Source organism: Runella sp. (genome assembly GCF_965279615.1).
Lineage (GTDB): Bacteria > Bacteroidota > Bacteroidia > Cytophagales > Spirosomataceae > Runella.
Window position 1 is genome coordinate 4091258 of sequence record NZ_OZ257252.1, and the last position, 14182, is coordinate 4105439.

Sequence of the window (14182 nt, forward strand, 5' to 3'; positions counted from 1 at the left end):
TATTCCACTTTTCACCGCCTTTTTATGACGACTATAATCTGTAAGTCAGCGCCCTGATTTATTTTCAACTATATATGGCTTCTCTGCTGAATTTGTTGACCCGTTCAGTCTACAAAACCCGCCGCAACGAAGCCGCTTGGATATCCATCTGTTCACGGTATTTGGCTACTGTTCGCCGAGCCACCGGATAACCGCGGTCGGCCAGCATTTCAGCCAATTGAAAGTCATTAAACGGGTGTTGCTTATCTTCTTTTGACACCAGTTCCACCAAGACCAATTGGATCTGTCGGTTGGAAACTTCTTCACCGCTTTGGGTCAGTACTCCTTCCGTAAACAGGTCTTTAAGGTGAATAACGCCGAAAGGAGTTTGCGCATACTTTCCGCTCGTTACCCGTGAGATCGTGGATACATCCATACTGATCCGTTCGGCCACATCACGCAACACCATTGGTTTAAGCAGCCGAACATTGCCTGTTTTGAAATAATCTTCCTGAAGTTTTACGATGGTTCGCATGGACTTCAACATGGTATTTTCCCGCTGCTGAATGGCCTCAATAAGCCAATTTGCCGCGTTTAGCTTTGAATTTACGTATGTATTAGCGGCGCGTGTTCCTCCTACTTCCTTGGCGTACGTCTTGTTGATTTTCAGGGGTGGGATACGTCGGTTATTCAACTCTACATCAATCAAATCACCATCAACGGTCACAACGTAATCAGGGACAATGTTGTCTTTAATAACTAAACTATCCGTCTGGCTTCCTATAACAGGTTGTGGATTCAGCGTACCGATGAGGGCCACAATGGCTTTCAACTGATCGGATGTCAGATTGTTGGATTTCATCATTTTCTCGTAATTACGAGCTGCGAAATCCTCAAAATTATTCTTTATGAGCTTTGTAGCAATGCCCACTTCAGGCCCCTGTAAACGCTCCAATTGTAACAGCAAACAGTCCTGCAAATCTTGGGCGCCCAGACCCGGAGGGTCCATTTTACGCAGTAATTGAATTATTTCCTGCACTTCTTCCTCTTCCACAAATATGCCGCTTGTAAACGAAACATCGTCGGCAATTGCGCCTGCACTATAGTTAAGATAGCCGGTATCGGTGAGAGAATCTACCACAAAATCAGACAATAACTGCTGACGTTCGTTGAGTGCCAGCAGGTGAAATTGCTCTTTCAATTCATCTCTCCACGTAGTTACTTCCACCATTAGAGGCGTATACGTGTCATCGTCATCCGAAAAGTTATTGATCCGGGTACGATAATCCGGCGTATCGTCGTCTCTAAACTCGTCCCAGTCCATGTAGTCTTGGGTACGATCTTCGGCTTTTGTATTTAAACCGCCCTCATCAAAAGCATCAAACTCTTCTTTTGAATCATCCGCTCCTTCTTCAAGAATTGGATTTTCCTCAAGCTCATTTTTTATATGCTGCTCAAGTTCGAGCGTATTAAGTTGTAGAAAATTCAGCAGTTGTATCTGCGCCGGAGATATCTTCAGCGTTTGCTTCTGCGTTTGTATAAGGTTTAGCATGGGAGCCGCCATGGTTGGACAACGTTTTTTGGTAATCAACTACCAAATCGGATGCCTCAGAGATTCTAATGAGTTACTTAATCGTCTTCTTTTTTCTTTCTTACTAATAAAACACTTTTAATCAGGTGTTTATATCAAAAAACTTTTTTATTAAAACAACTTTGCTAATTTTATAGTTTACGACCAATAGTGTTTTTTACTCAATTTGGGCAATTATTTCTACATAAATATGTAGATTAAATACCTCAATTATAATTTCTTATGGTTTTACGTAATGCTCTTTTAGGAATTTTTTTGGCAATGGGGGTTAGTTTATCCATGTTGGCTTTCTTAAGTTGGTTGGCACATGATCGTATTATGGAATCAAATCACCGTACCGAAGATGTAAATCATACTTATCGGGTAAGGCTTAAAAATAAGGATATTTTGGCAACAATGAATACAATTGAAACGGGCGAACGAGGCTATTTATTGACTGTCAAAGAAAAGTATTTGCAACCTTACGGCGATGGCAGAAGCAATCTGAAGGGCATATTGCGCTCTATGGATTTATTGGTGAGAGATAATCCCCGGCAAATGCAACGCGTGAAAAGTATAAAAGACGAAATAAGCCATCGGCTCAATCTCATTGAGTACAACATTGAAAGAGCGCGCAACGGCTATCCCATTGACACCTCCAAATTAAGTGAAGGCAAGATGCACATGGACAATATCCGCGTTTTGTGCAAAGAACTTGACAATGATGAGCGTTTGCTCCTCTCCTATCGAAGTGGGCTCCAGAAAAATGCCGACTCAAGCACCAACTTCTATCTGTTCTTGCTTTCCGCCGTTTCGTTGGCTTTTTTGTTGGTATTTTTTCGATTGCTATACATAGAGCTACGGCGCAGAATTGCTTTTCAGAAAACGCTTGAAGAAAAACTGACCGATCTGGAACGGGCCAATGCAGAGTTGGAGCAATTTGCCTATGTGGCCTCGCACGATCTGCAGGAACCTCTGCGCAAGATGCGGGCTTTCAGCGAACGACTTCAAATGAAACAGGGAGAACTATTGAACGAAGATGGAAAAACAAATTTGCTCAAAATAAATCAATCGGCTATTCGTATGCAACAACTCATTGATGATCTGTTGACGTTCTCACGTACGGCCAATTTGAAGGAGCGAGTATTTGAAGAAGTAAATCTGAATACTGTTTTCAGGGAGGTAAAAGAAGAATTGCACGAAACAATTTCTCAGAAAAATGCCACTATTATTTCAGAAGTTCTGCCTACAGTGCAGGGCATGGAATTTCAACTGTTTCAATTGTTTAACAACCTCATTTCCAACGCCATTAAGTACAGTAAGCCCGATGTCCCTCCACTCATCGAAATTGATTATCGAAAAGCGACAGGCAGTGAAATTCCCAATATCGGCGACATGCAGAAGAATAACATTTACCACCGGATTTCGTTTATAGATAACGGGATCGGATTTGACCCTGTTTATGCCGAGAAGATTTTTGTTATTTTTCAACGCCTGCACAATCGAACCGAGTACCAGGGAACAGGCATTGGACTTGCACTTTGTCGGAGGATTGTTACCAACCATAACGGTTTTATCATCGCTGAAGCAAGAGCGAATCAGGAAGGTTCAATTTTTCATGTATATTTACCTACCTGAAAGTTGACCGGAAACCGTCAATACACTACCTTTCGTTATGAACAAACAAGCCACTATTTTAATAGCTGACGATGACGCCGATGACCGATTTTTGCTTCAGTCGGTATTTGATGACTGCGGCTTGGTAAATCCTACCGTTTATGTGAAAGATGGGATCGAACTTATTGAATACATTCGTCGCAGCAATAACGAATATTTAGTAGGTCTTATCTTATTGGATCTGAATATGCCCAAAATGGATGGGCGAGAAGTGTTAAAGATATTAAAATCAGAACCTCATTTACGTAAAATCCCGGTGGTGGTTCTGACCACTTCCAAAGCCGAGCAAGATATCAACGATTGTTATGATCTGGGGGCCAACTGCTATATAGCCAAACCCTCGTCTTTTGATGTTTTCAACGATACTATCACTACACTCATTAAATTCTGGATCAAACTCACCCAACTGCCCGTTGTACCGGAAGCCAGTCGGTTCCTTAATTAACACTAAGCTTTGAGTGGTCTATGCGATGATTGACACGCTTTGGTTTTTGCCCTTCCACCGGAGGAGTCATGGCGGCGGGTAACAGCTTCTGCTCAACCTGCACTTTTACCGGTTTTTCGGTCTTCTTTTTTACCCATATCAGGGCATTTTCAAGCAAAGACGCTTTGTTTTTCTGAATGAAATTCGTGGCAATGTTGCGCGCAATGAAAGGAACCACCAATCGAGGCAACCATCCTGCACGCGCCAACAACCCTCTTCTCAATATAAGGTCTACGCCAATGCCGACGCCAACATTAAGCAATCCTTTTCGGGGAGTGGTCAATAAATCACTGATCGCACCTACTGCCTGACGAGCAGGATTGATCTCGGTTTTTATGGCGGTTATGTTATTGTGCATCTTCACGCGCGACAACTCCAGCTGATTCTTCAACCTTGCCCGTTCTGCGCGTAAATCGTCCAATGTTTCGAGCTTAGCTTTCATAATAGAATCGTTTTATAAAAGAGTTAACGACGGGTACTTTGATCAGTTTGTCTTTGACCATATACATTATAATACCCACCAATGCATAAAACCCTGCTACTATAAAGAAACCTAAGGCAGGGCTATTGAGTTGTTGGCCGATCAGCCAAGCTACTCCCAAGCTTACAAACAGCAATGTAATTGTACCGATTGTGCCTATGATAACCGCAGAAGCAAGGCTTGATACCACACCTGCTGTTTTTTCGGATACTTCCAAAACGCCCAAATTCCAACGCGCTTCAAAGTAATCGGAAGCGTGGTCAAACCAATCGGCGGCCTGATCTTTTATCTCATTTGCGGAATCTATCACTTGCATGGCTCAATAGGGTTTATAGATTCCTGCGAGAATATCCCGCAGGAATCTTTGGGATTTCTTAAATGATTAAGCGTAACGTTGTGCTTTATTTTTTACGTTATCTACTTCATCGTTTACGCGATCTTTTGCATCCGTAATCCGATCTTTTGCTTCCGTAACTTTATCTTCTGCTTTTGATTTAAGCTCTTTTGCTTTATCTTCAACATTGTCTTTTATTTCAGTATACTGTTGGCGGCCACGTTGAAGGGCATCAAGCAAATCTGAAGCAAAACCATTGGCAGTTTCACGTACTTTGTCACGGATTTCGGTTCCTTTTTCAGGAGCAAACAACAAACCAATTACTGCACCGGCAGCAGCAGCAGTAGCAAGTCCTAAAACTATTTTTGAATTACTTGTCATGGCATTATGCGTTTAAAAGATTTACGTTAACTATTTTGTCGATTCATGGTGATTAAAATCTTATTCCACCCTGTTACAGCGCCTTAGGTATGTTGTTTAATGAGTATAAAAAAAAATTATGTGGGTACTTTTCCCCAATCCGGGGCAAAGTGTGTATTCGGTATAACGCTCTATATATACTCCGGCATAGTTTTTTTATTAAATAGTAATGAACTTGAAATGAATTAAAGTACTTATTGACCATTAATTATTAACTGAAATGAGTAACAAGGCCTTTTCCAGTTCTAATCAAAAGGCAGTGATTATTGACGACGAGATCGATACTTGTCTTTTGTTAGGAATGGTATTAAAACGTTTTGGGATTGTTTCGCTCCGGGCGCATACCCTTGCCGAGGGTTTACAAAAAGCCACGGAAGAGCAACCCACTATTATATTTCTGGACAATAATCTCCCTGACGGCATCGGAATCGAGCAGATCAAAAAATTTCGTGAAAAAGCTCCTTCCTCTAAGTTAGTGATGATTACCGCCATGAGTGGTTTGCGCGATCGTGCTTTGCTTTCCGGAGCCGATGGATTTGTTGAAAAACCACTTGATATGACTAAAATTGAGAAAATAATTGTGTAGGTAATTTCAAAAATTATCTATCGCTTCTGTTGTTTTTTGTTGCTATCTCTCTTCTGTTTAGGCATTGCCATTGGCTGCTTTCAGCGTTCAAACCCAAAGATTTTTGCATCTTTATTGGCTTTCCCTGCGAGCGCATCTCGAATAATTTCGGCCGCTAACAAGCTGAATATTATCCCATTGCCTCCAAATCCCATCGCAAAGAAAGTGTGTGGCCGCTCGCTGTTTGTTCCAATATAAGGCAATCCGTCGCGGGTTTCGGCAAAGGTACCGGCCCATTCAAAATCGACCCGAAAAGGTAAATCAGGGAAATGGGCCAAAAAGGCTTTTGCCAGTTGAGTTGCTTTTTGTTTAGTAAGTGCATCACGCTTGTTTGGGCTATAAAAAGGTTCGTCTTTGCCACCTACCAATACCCGATTGTCGTCGGTGGTGCGCATGTATAGATAAGGGCGGGCAGTTTCCCAAATAAGGCAGTTTTTATACCAAATATCAACTTGCGAAAATGGCTCACTTACTACTGCAAAGGAAGAATTAAAATCAACTGTTTTTTTGGACAAATACGCCTGCGATTCGTATCCTGAGGCAATGATCAGTTTTTTTGCGTTGATCACATCACCATGTTCCGTCACGAGTTTTATGCCTCGGGAGTGATGCGTAAGTTGGGTTATGGCCGTATCGTCAAAAACCTGCGTACCCATTCTTTGGGCCGTCTGCAAGAGTTCGTGCGTAAATGCATACGCATCAATTTGAGCACTCTCCCGCGACATCAATGCCGCCGGTGCCGAAAACGGGAAATGGGTTTCAATGGCTTCTTTTGGCCAAAAATCCAAGTCAATTCCGAGTGCTTTACGCAACTTGAATTCTTTTTCGAGCAGCGGCACATCTTTCTTTTTTGAAGCATAATAAAAACTCTGACGCCGTTGAAACCCTGCTTTGCTCCCAATTTCGAGCGCTATTTTTTCAATTTTGCCGATCGCTTCCAAACATAGTAAATAGCTGCGAGAGGCATTGTGAACCCCAACATACTCAGCCAGTTCTGCAAGCGGCGTGTCTATTTCGTATTGTAATAAGGCCGTGCTGGCACACGTACTGCCCATGCCTATTTTTCGCTTATCCACCACGATGGCCGGAATACCTGCTTTAGCCAAATGGTAGGCGATCAAAGAGCCTGTTATGCCGCCGCCCATAATTACTACATCGATAGTAAGCGATTGACTGAGAGAAGGATACGAGTAAAGAAAGCCATTCTTCATCAGCCAATAAGGCGATTCGGTGCGTAAGTCCATATTACACTGTTAAGAAGTGATTGAAAACAAAAATGCCTCGGCCGACCTTTATAAAGGACCGCCCGAGGCACGAAGTAACTATTGCTAGTTTTGTCTTTCTCTCTCTCTTTTTTCTTCTCTTTCTTCCCGTATCTCCTCTTTTACTTCTGCTTTTTTGGCAGCAGCTTTATCAGAGATTTCTTCGGCTTTATCTTTGGTATCGCCCCAAGCATTTTGCACTTTGTCTTTGGCGGTTTCCCAAGCATCTTCGGCTTTATCCTTGGTATCTTCCCAAGCGTCGGCCGCTTTATCTTTGAAATTTTCCCACTTTGTTTCTGCTTTTTCAGCCAGGTTGACGGCGCCTATTTTAACGTCATCCACCTTTTCATTGAATTCAGATTTTGCTACTTCCGCTTTCTTTTCTACGGTTTCTGCTTTGTGTTTTGCAGCATCTTCAAGTACTTCTTCTTTGGTCGTTTTCATGAGTTTGGTATTTATTATAATTGATATGGTATAGAATAAACTAATTAATTGCCAATGATGGTGTCACTTTTGTTTACCATCGTTGTATCTTCAGTTGTTACGGGGCCCATTCTATTGTTCCCTTCGGAACCGGTCGTAAAGTAGCCACTCGTATATGCAAATATCATAAGTCCGACACCGACGATAAGAACAAACAATAAAATGGTCTGTGCTGATATTTTTTGGGATTTTTTATCATCACTTACACTTTCTTTTTCTAAGTTTCTTCTTTCTTTATTTTTATCCAATTCGTTCATGATTAGTCCTGATTTAGGTAAGTAATGTTATTGAACAATTCAGTATAAGAAAATCAAATGCCGGCAAGACCTTCCCGAATGTTGGGGTAAAAAAACCACACACTTAAGCTCAATTTCCTCAATTTTACCCTAAAATGAATGGTATTGATTTTTAAGAATTACACTATCCCAACTATTGTAATTCTTCCTATGGAACGCCCTAATCAAAATGTGATCAATACCCTTAACGAACTTGTTCAGATTAACAATGATCGCATTGCGGGCTATCATCAGGCATCTCATGAAACCAAGGATGGAGATTTAGAGCAACTCTTTACGAGTATGCTGAACGAGAGCGTCAATTTTGCCGAAACACTGGGCGCATACATCAGGGAAATGGGAGGCGAGCCTGCTACCGGTGGCACAACCGGTGGACACATTCATCAGGCATGGTTGGACTTCAAAACCGCACTTACGGGAAATAATCGAATCGGGCTGCTTGAATCCTGCGAATTTGGCGATAAATCAGCCATCGAGGCATACATAACTGCGCTTAAAGAAGAAGCCATACAACAAGACGAAGAATTGAAAGGAGTTTTGTTTCGGCAACAGGCTGCCATTGAAAGTTCTCTTAAGATCATTCAGACACTTACTCCACGCACCAACAGTACTCAAGCTGAACAGGCCGCCTTAAAGATACAACAGCAATAAGGGTACATCATTTTACCCATGATTCTGCATAAAAATTAAGAATGTTTTTAAAAAAGAGATTATGAAAAACAATGTACTTAGCTATTCTGAAAGTGATCTCATCAGAATGCTACTCAAACAGGATCGCCACGCTTTTAACTACCTCTACGAAAATTATTCCGATGCTCTTTACGGAATTGTGCTGAAAATTGTGGTGAAAGAAGAAGCTGCTCAGGACCTGCTTCAGGAGGTTTTTATCAAGATCTGGACAAATATTACCAGATATGATTCCGGCAAAGGACGCTTTTTTACGTGGATGCTCAACATTGCCCGCAACAGTTCCATTGATTACCTTCGCGGACAACGCGCTGAAATTCAAGACCTTGATTCAGCTTCTTATTGGATTGAAAGCAATCAGGCGATATTTGGTGAAATTGAGAACAGTGAACTTCGCGAACTGGTGTCTCGATTGAAGTACGAACAAAAAACCATCATTGAAATGGTGTATTGGGGAGGTTATACGCAAAACGAAGCCGCCGCACGCCTCCAATTGCCTTTGGGCACGGTAAAAACCCGTATCCGTCTGGCCATTAAAAGCTTACGCTTCCATTTAGCCAATCCTACTTACGCTGCTGCGATGGTAAACTAACCTACATAGATATGGGTTAGTTTTTTGCAACTCATCATAAAAGAAAAAACTACTTGCAACGTGGTAGCTCTTAGGAAGCAAACCATTCATTGACAAGTAGTTCTTTAAAATTTATTTCTTCAACTCAAATTTCTTTGAGACCGGTATTCTTATTCCGGTATTTCCTCCGTTGTTACTTCCAATGATTGAAGTTGCGCATTGCCAAATTGAGTGATCATTGCCACATCAGCCGCATCTCGTCCGTATCCTATCACAATTCTGCTGCCGTGCGTTTGTTCCTGTACCGCATCAAACGTATACCACTTACCGCCCACATACGCATCAAACCAAGCGTGCAGATCCATGTATTCAAGCTTGTCTAAATAGCCTACGGTCATACGTGCGGGAATAGACATACTGCGCGTAAGTGCCAGCCCTAAATGCGTGAAATCACGGCATACACCCACATGTTGATAGGATGTATCCAACGCCGTAGTAGCCGAATTGGTTGTATTATATTGGTAGCTTATATTTTGGTGAATCCAGTTTCTGATGGCTTCTACCTGCGCATAGCCGGCTTCCAGATTTCCAACAATATTCGATGCAAGATTTTTGATCTCGTTCAAATCAGATTGACAATAGCGGCTGGGCAATAAGTACATCATGACATCGTCAGGAAGCTCTTCTACCGGTACATAGGCCGGCAACGGCTGCGGCGGAGCCATGCCGGGCTCCACGAGGGCTTCCACTTCCATAGTAATCGTAACATCGCCTACGGGCAAGACCGTGCGTTGGCACTGATTGCCGAATTGATCAATAAATTCTACGAAAGTAACCGTGGGTTCAATGTTAAATTCTTCTTTGACGATTGATTGTCCTTCCTGCCGTCTTGAACGCAAAAGCATTTGTACAGGCGTAGGATTATTAACAGTGTATTTAAAAACACTTTTTCCTTTAAGTTTCATGCGGGGTAATACGTAAATTAAACAAAAATTAGAGAAGACGATTTGATCAGATAAAGATAATGCAAAATAGTAAGTATCATTTAATTAATATGATGGAGAAGTCAAATAACGCAGTAATCGAAGCGAAGCCTTTACCCTACCCAGATTACGCATTAAAAAACGCGCCAGTTCAGGGTATTCCTGCTCCCAGGAAGGATCTAACTGCAACCGTGTATAGGTTATCAACAATTGCTTGTCGGTATCATGTAGATTTTGACAATCCGTAATGGCCGGAAGGCATACCTGTCCTCTTACCCAATCAAACTTGTTGACCTCACTCAAAAAGAGGTCGGTTTCGTTATAAAAATGCTTGACAAAAGCTTGCTTATCATCCGTAAGTGTTTGCTTTTCAAGCTCTTTGCATAGGTGCATCCGGCGCAGGTACAATGACCATAGCTTTCTAAACTGCACCGTTATCGAATCTTTAACACTTTCCATTTTCACTAGTGGGTTTGATGTTGATGATTTTTCTAACGTTGGTATTTTGATACTATATGTATTTTTCCAACTAAGCCGGAGTGTTTTCGGCTTAGTTGGAAGCAGTTACTTGCTTACTTATTAATCTTAATCTTCAATATCTTTTTGAACTTTGTCAATCTTAGCATTCAGGTCGCGCTTAAATTGTTTCCAATCACGCTTTACATCTGATTTGACTTCGGCCAATTGGTTATCCAAATCGTTCATATCGTCTTTCAGATCTTCCCGGCGCGCCTGCCATTTCACTTTTTCGTTGGCAGAAGCCGTTTTAATTTTTCCATCAATGCGATCCAGTTCGTTTTTAATGGCCAGTTTACGATCTTCTATTTTGGCCGCCATTTCTTTACGTTCAGCTTCTATTTCTGCGGCCGTTTCTTTGCCGGCATCTTTTACATCTTGAGCTACGTTATCGGCGGTGTTCTCCACTTTATCCTGTGCATCCTGCACTTTATCGGCGGCTTCCCGTTTGTCTTCGCGAGAGCATCCTGCCATCAATAAAGCACCGGAAACCATTACTGATATAGAGAGCATTTTCAGCGTTTTCATAGTTATTTGATTTAAATGAAACAATACATTAATCTTTTGAATAAATGACCGCACTGTATGGCCCGATAGATACATTAGCAATGAACGGCTCTTTTTCAGATTGTCCTTGTGCTTCGGTATCATAACCGAAAGAATTATTGAAATCACTGTCATATCCCTCCCAGTCGCTATTAAATCTTATTTTCCACATTCCCGTTTCAGGAAAAGTTATGGAGTAATTTTCTATAGCCTGCTGAGAAAAATTCATTATCACTACGGTAGTGTCTCCTGCACCGCCATCCATCCAACGTTGAAAAGCGATCAATTTGCGATCATTGTCGATGTGCAGAATTTGTACGTTCTGACCCGTAAGTCCTCTCGTAACTCCCTCTCTGTTAAGGCGAAGGTAAATCAGATCGCGGTACAGTTTTGCAATACCCTTGAATTCTGAAAAACGATTCCAGTCAACGGGATCAGTATCCTGAAACCATTTATCTTCCAAAATGGTCTGTCCCTGAAACAGCATCGGGATTCCCGGAGCAGTCATCATCAATGCTACGCCAAGTGTCGAACGTTTTTTGGCGTACCATGTATTTACATCATCCTGTCCGGCAATTTCCTGCACTACGCGGGCTTTACCGTTGGAAACTTCATCGTGTGATTCGGTATAAATGACCCGTTCGAATACATCATTGTTATAGCGATGCGTGATTGATTTAGCCACTAAATTCATGTCACGATTTTCATCGTGCATATTTATGATCGCTTCGCGGATCGGATGTACAAATTCACCATCCCATTGGCTGCTATATCCAAGTCCACCGTTTTCAACGGAATTTGTAATACAGTCTAAACTATGCAAATCTTCAGCGACGGTAAAGCGACCGGGGAAATTGGCGTGTATCTCAGAATTTATCCATTGAATCATGCTGTAGCCATCCTTCAGATCATTGGCCGGATTTTCATCGGCATTGACGTTTCGTATGTAAGGAACCATGTCCATCCGCAATCCGTCAAGATGATATTCCTCCAACCACATCATGGCATTATCGCGAATGTATTGGCGTACTTCCGAGCGACCATAATCGGGCCGTGTATCACCCCAAGGGGTCTTAGCGCGCCAATCATTGTAAAAATAAATGCCTCCCATGCCGTTTTCCTGCCAGCCGTCAAACTGCCAGAGGTCCATATCGGTTGGGCCAAAATGGTTATAAACCACATCCAGCATTACGGCAATACCTTTGGCATGTGCCGCTTTTACCAATTCTTTCAGGCCTTTCGGGCCGCCGTATTCTGATTCGACCGCAAACGGATGCGCGGGATTATACCCCCATGAATAGCCGCCGGGAAACTCCGCAATCGGCATGATCTCAATGGCATTTACGCCTAAAGCTTTGAAATAGTTAAGTCGCTCAATGACGCTGTAAAAATCACCGGGCCTGCCTTCTTCTTTGACGTTGAAACTCCCAACATGGAGTTCATATATCACCATTTCGTTCCAATTAGGGCGCTGAAACTCTTCCTCTCCCCAATCAAAAGATGGGTCGTGAACGATGCTGTTGCCTACGGAATTGGTCAATTCGCGGGCGTAAGGATCATTACGAATCAATTCCCCTTCTTTGGTTTTCAGTACATATTTGTATTGCTGTCCGGTGGTGGCTTGAGGTACTTCTACCGACCAATAACCGTTGTCCTCACGCATGAGCGGAATCGTATTTCGCTGCCATTCGTTAAAATCTCCCATTACAAAAACTTTTTTTGCATTAGGAGCCCAAACTCTAAAGGAAATTCCTTCTTCCATCACAATCGCGCCCATCCCGCCTACTTTACTTTTAGGATAACTTACTTCTGATGCGATTTCCATGGGTATATGTATTTTTGAATAGTTGATGATGTGTTGATTTGTAGAATGTTACTTTTATTACACACTTTAGAAGCCAAAAATCTCATGCCAAATAAGCCCCATTCTAATTAATGGGGAGTAGAGAACAATAATGGGCAATACCTTCCCCAATTTGTTTACATTACGCTGTTGACTTTTCGGAGCGTTTTTTCTTGAAGAGTGATTTTACTTCGTTGGTTGTATCCGTGATCGTATCTACAACTTCCCGTTCAATTTGCTGCACCTTTCGACTTTTCACAGCCCGCTCCTTCGAGACTTCGGGCTCGCCCATGAGGTAGCCATAGGGCTTCAAATATTCCACGGCGTCGAAGATCACTTTTATAATCGCCGTTAAAGGCAATGCCAGCGCCAAGCCGGCCAAGCCCCAGAGTGAGCCTCCCAAAAACAAAGCTATGATAGCTGCCAAGGGATTAACACTGATTTTGGAGCCGACAATGTAGGGTGTAATAACGTTGCCTTCGAGCATTTGAACAAAGAAAAATATGCCCGCCACACCCACTGCATACATCGGCGAATCTTTGGTCACGAGCGCAACCACTATCGGCAAAATAGAACCGATCAAAATGCCGATGTAGGGAATAATCAATAATATAGAAGCTAAAAAACCAAAGAAGATCGCCGACGGAATACCTAATATCAGCAAACCGACCGAGTTAAGTGTACCTACAATAAGCGTTACGATAAACAGGCCCGATAAATAGCTGTGTACTACTTCATAGATCTTGCCCATTACTTCATGTACCTGCGCTTTTTTGGCCGAAATAAACACTTTGCAAAAAAACTGCCTGAACATATCGCGGTAATACAACAGAAAAAAGATGTATACAGGCAAAATGGACAGATTTCCCAACATAGTGGTAGTGGTACTCACAGCTGTACTTACTATGGAACCACCGCTCTCGGCCAAATTCTGATAGTACTTCTGAAGTTCTTTCAACTGACGGCTTGGGGGAATATTAAAACTGTCATAGGCCCACAGCTGTAATTTATTAAGCGAAGCATTGACTTTTTGAATCAATTGAGGAAGCATCTTCGAAAAATCCGTTACCTGATAGACCAACAATGTACCGATACCCGCCGCAACCAACGAAAAAGCCAAAATCGAGATCGTAATGGCGACCATCCGATGAAACCCTTTGCGCTCAAGCCACACAGTAATAGGATACATTGCGATCGAGAGGATGATCGAAAATAACAGAAGCGTAATAATAGAACCTAAAACGTACATCCAGTACACCAATATCGTGATGCTGATAAGCGCAAATGCTAATCGGGCCACGTACGGCAACTGGAAATTTTGGGGAATCGGAGGCATGACTGTTGACTATTTTTTGAATTTGATCTTTATGATAAAAATCCTATTCCAATGCATAAAACCTTGATTTGTGGTAAATATTCCCCAAA

Annotated in this window: 17 protein-coding genes; 5 read left to right on the forward strand and 12 right to left on the reverse strand. The window is 42.2% G+C overall.

Annotation, left to right across the window (positions count from 1 at the left end; translation table 11 throughout):
• Nucleotides 1–109: 109 nt before the first annotated feature.
• Complete coding sequence (rpoN, locus tag ACQY73_RS17425) at nt 110–1531, reverse strand: RNA polymerase factor sigma-54 (RefSeq protein WP_428653131.1); 1422 nt, start codon at nt 1529–1531, stop codon at nt 110–112.
• A gap of 261 nt (nt 1532–1792) precedes the next feature.
• Between rpoN and ACQY73_RS17430 the strand changes: the two genes are divergently transcribed.
• Together ACQY73_RS17430 and ACQY73_RS17435 are read left to right on the forward strand one after the other, a co-directional pair.
• On the forward strand, nt 1793–3187 hold the full coding sequence (locus tag ACQY73_RS17430; protein WP_428653133.1) for a sensor histidine kinase: 1395 nt from the start codon (nt 1793–1795) through the stop codon (nt 3185–3187).
• A gap of 37 nt (nt 3188–3224) precedes the next feature.
• Complete coding sequence (locus ACQY73_RS17435) at nt 3225–3671, forward strand: response regulator (RefSeq protein ID WP_428653135.1); 447 nt, start codon at nt 3225–3227, stop codon at nt 3669–3671.
• Here the strand turns inward: ACQY73_RS17435 and ACQY73_RS17440 are convergent.
• The 3 genes from ACQY73_RS17440 to ACQY73_RS17450 all read right to left on the reverse strand — a co-directional run bounded on the left by ACQY73_RS17440 (nt 3664) and on the right by ACQY73_RS17450 (nt 4906).
• Nucleotides 3664–4152: a hypothetical protein gene (locus ACQY73_RS17440; RefSeq protein WP_428653137.1), complete on the reverse strand. Its 489-nt coding sequence runs from the start codon at nt 4150–4152 to the stop codon at nt 3664–3666. The two genes, ACQY73_RS17435 and ACQY73_RS17440, sit on opposite strands and share 8 nt — an antisense overlap.
• Nucleotides 4142–4507 carry a phage holin family protein gene (locus ACQY73_RS17445; protein WP_428653139.1) on the reverse strand — a complete coding sequence of 122 codons (366 nt, stop codon included), beginning with the start codon at nt 4505–4507 and terminating at the stop codon, nt 4142–4144. The genes ACQY73_RS17440 and ACQY73_RS17445 overlap by 11 nt, the downstream gene beginning before the upstream one ends.
• Nucleotides 4508–4573: 66 nt before the next feature.
• Nucleotides 4574–4906 (reverse strand): YtxH domain-containing protein, encoded by a 333-nt coding sequence (locus ACQY73_RS17450; protein ID WP_428653141.1) that lies wholly within the window; start codon nt 4904–4906, stop codon nt 4574–4576.
• A gap of 259 nt (nt 4907–5165) precedes the next feature.
• Here ACQY73_RS17450 and ACQY73_RS17455 point away from each other — a divergent pair, with 259 nt between their 5' ends.
• Entirely contained in the window at nt 5166–5531 is a 366-nt protein-coding gene (locus tag ACQY73_RS17455; RefSeq protein ID WP_428653143.1) for a response regulator, read from the forward strand.
• A gap of 80 nt (nt 5532–5611) precedes the next feature.
• On the opposite strand, the gene ACQY73_RS17460 is transcribed toward ACQY73_RS17455, so the two are convergent.
• From ACQY73_RS17460 to ACQY73_RS17470, 3 genes are all read right to left on the reverse strand, one after another.
• The gene (locus ACQY73_RS17460) at nt 5612–6814 is read right to left on the reverse strand and encodes an NAD(P)/FAD-dependent oxidoreductase (RefSeq protein WP_428653146.1); all 1203 of its coding nucleotides are present in this window, start codon (nt 6812–6814) and stop codon (nt 5612–5614) included.
• An 84-nt stretch (nt 6815–6898) separates the two neighbouring features.
• Nucleotides 6899–7276, reverse strand: a complete 378-nt coding sequence (locus tag ACQY73_RS17465) for a hypothetical protein (RefSeq protein ID WP_428653148.1) — start codon at nt 7274–7276, stop codon at nt 6899–6901.
• Between the two features lie 44 nt (nt 7277–7320).
• On the reverse strand, nt 7321–7572 hold the full coding sequence (locus ACQY73_RS17470; RefSeq protein WP_428653150.1) for a hypothetical protein: 252 nt from the start codon (nt 7570–7572) through the stop codon (nt 7321–7323).
• Nucleotides 7573–7710: 138 nt separating this feature from the next.
• Between ACQY73_RS17470 and ACQY73_RS17475 the strand changes: the two genes are divergently transcribed.
• Together ACQY73_RS17475 and ACQY73_RS17480 are read left to right on the forward strand one after the other, a co-directional pair.
• Nucleotides 7711–8262: a ferritin-like domain-containing protein gene (locus ACQY73_RS17475; protein WP_428653152.1), complete on the forward strand. Its 552-nt coding sequence runs from the start codon at nt 7711–7713 to the stop codon at nt 8260–8262.
• A 61-nt stretch (nt 8263–8323) separates the two neighbouring features.
• A complete protein-coding gene (locus tag ACQY73_RS17480) occupies nt 8324–8890 on the forward strand; it encodes an RNA polymerase sigma factor (protein WP_428653155.1) in 567 nt (188 codons plus the stop codon).
• A 149-nt stretch (nt 8891–9039) separates the two neighbouring features.
• Here ACQY73_RS17480 and ACQY73_RS17485 read toward each other — a convergent pair whose 3' ends face one another.
• The 5 genes from ACQY73_RS17485 to ACQY73_RS17505 all read right to left on the reverse strand — a co-directional run bounded on the left by ACQY73_RS17485 (nt 9040) and on the right by ACQY73_RS17505 (nt 14093).
• Nucleotides 9040–9834 carry a transglutaminase-like domain-containing protein gene (locus ACQY73_RS17485; protein WP_428653157.1) on the reverse strand — a complete coding sequence of 265 codons (795 nt, stop codon included), beginning with the start codon at nt 9832–9834 and terminating at the stop codon, nt 9040–9042.
• 84 nt (nt 9835–9918) lie between these two features.
• A complete protein-coding gene (locus ACQY73_RS17490; RefSeq protein ID WP_428653159.1) occupies nt 9919–10311 on the reverse strand; it encodes a hypothetical protein in 393 nt (130 codons plus the stop codon).
• Nucleotides 10312–10437: 126 nt separating this feature from the next.
• On the reverse strand, nt 10438–10896 hold the full coding sequence (locus ACQY73_RS17495; RefSeq protein WP_428653161.1) for a hypothetical protein: 459 nt from the start codon (nt 10894–10896) through the stop codon (nt 10438–10440).
• A 28-nt stretch (nt 10897–10924) separates the two neighbouring features.
• Nucleotides 10925–12739, reverse strand: coding sequence for an alpha-amylase family glycosyl hydrolase (locus ACQY73_RS17500; protein ID WP_428653163.1), 1815 nt, complete (start codon nt 12737–12739; stop codon nt 10925–10927).
• Nucleotides 12740–12899: 160 nt separating this feature from the next.
• Nucleotides 12900–14093 carry an AI-2E family transporter gene (locus tag ACQY73_RS17505; protein WP_428653165.1) on the reverse strand — a complete coding sequence of 398 codons (1194 nt, stop codon included), beginning with the start codon at nt 14091–14093 and terminating at the stop codon, nt 12900–12902.
• Nucleotides 14094–14182 lie beyond the last annotated feature (89 nt).

Coding starts and splice junctions, on each gene's coding strand:
- ACQY73_RS17455 (WP_428653143.1), top strand. CDS start 5,166: ATGAGTAACAAGGCCTTTTCCAGTTCTAATCAAAAGGCAGTGATTATT.
- ACQY73_RS17495 (WP_428653161.1), bottom strand. CDS start 10,896: ATGAAAACGCTGAAAATGCTCTCTATATCAGTAATGGTTTCCGGTGCT.
- ACQY73_RS17440 (WP_428653137.1), bottom strand. CDS start 4,152: ATGAAAGCTAAGCTCGAAACATTGGACGATTTACGCGCAGAACGGGCA.
- ACQY73_RS17450 (WP_428653141.1), bottom strand. CDS start 4,906: ATGACAAGTAATTCAAAAATAGTTTTAGGACTTGCTACTGCTGCTGCT.
- rpoN (WP_428653131.1), bottom strand. CDS start 1,531: ATGCTAAACCTTATACAAACGCAGAAGCAAACGCTGAAGATATCTCCG.
- ACQY73_RS17480 (WP_428653155.1), top strand. CDS start 8,324: ATGAAAAACAATGTACTTAGCTATTCTGAAAGTGATCTCATCAGAATG.
- ACQY73_RS17435 (WP_428653135.1), top strand. CDS start 3,225: ATGAACAAACAAGCCACTATTTTAATAGCTGACGATGACGCCGATGAC.
- ACQY73_RS17445 (WP_428653139.1), bottom strand. CDS start 4,507: ATGCAAGTGATAGATTCCGCAAATGAGATAAAAGATCAGGCCGCCGAT.
- ACQY73_RS17490 (WP_428653159.1), bottom strand. CDS start 10,311: ATGGAAAGTGTTAAAGATTCGATAACGGTGCAGTTTAGAAAGCTATGG.
- ACQY73_RS17475 (WP_428653152.1), top strand. CDS start 7,711: ATGGTATTGATTTTTAAGAATTACACTATCCCAACTATTGTAATTCTT.
- ACQY73_RS17470 (WP_428653150.1), bottom strand. CDS start 7,572: ATGAACGAATTGGATAAAAATAAAGAAAGAAGAAACTTAGAAAAAGAA.
- ACQY73_RS17430 (WP_428653133.1), top strand. CDS start 1,793: ATGGTTTTACGTAATGCTCTTTTAGGAATTTTTTTGGCAATGGGGGTT.
- ACQY73_RS17505 (WP_428653165.1), bottom strand. CDS start 14,093: ATGCCTCCGATTCCCCAAAATTTCCAGTTGCCGTACGTGGCCCGATTA.
- ACQY73_RS17485 (WP_428653157.1), bottom strand. CDS start 9,834: ATGAAACTTAAAGGAAAAAGTGTTTTTAAATACACTGTTAATAATCCT.
- ACQY73_RS17465 (WP_428653148.1), bottom strand. CDS start 7,276: ATGAAAACGACCAAAGAAGAAGTACTTGAAGATGCTGCAAAACACAAA.
- ACQY73_RS17500 (WP_428653163.1), bottom strand. CDS start 12,739: ATGGAAATCGCATCAGAAGTAAGTTATCCTAAAAGTAAAGTAGGCGGG.
- ACQY73_RS17460 (WP_428653146.1), bottom strand. CDS start 6,814: ATGGACTTACGCACCGAATCGCCTTATTGGCTGATGAAGAATGGCTTT.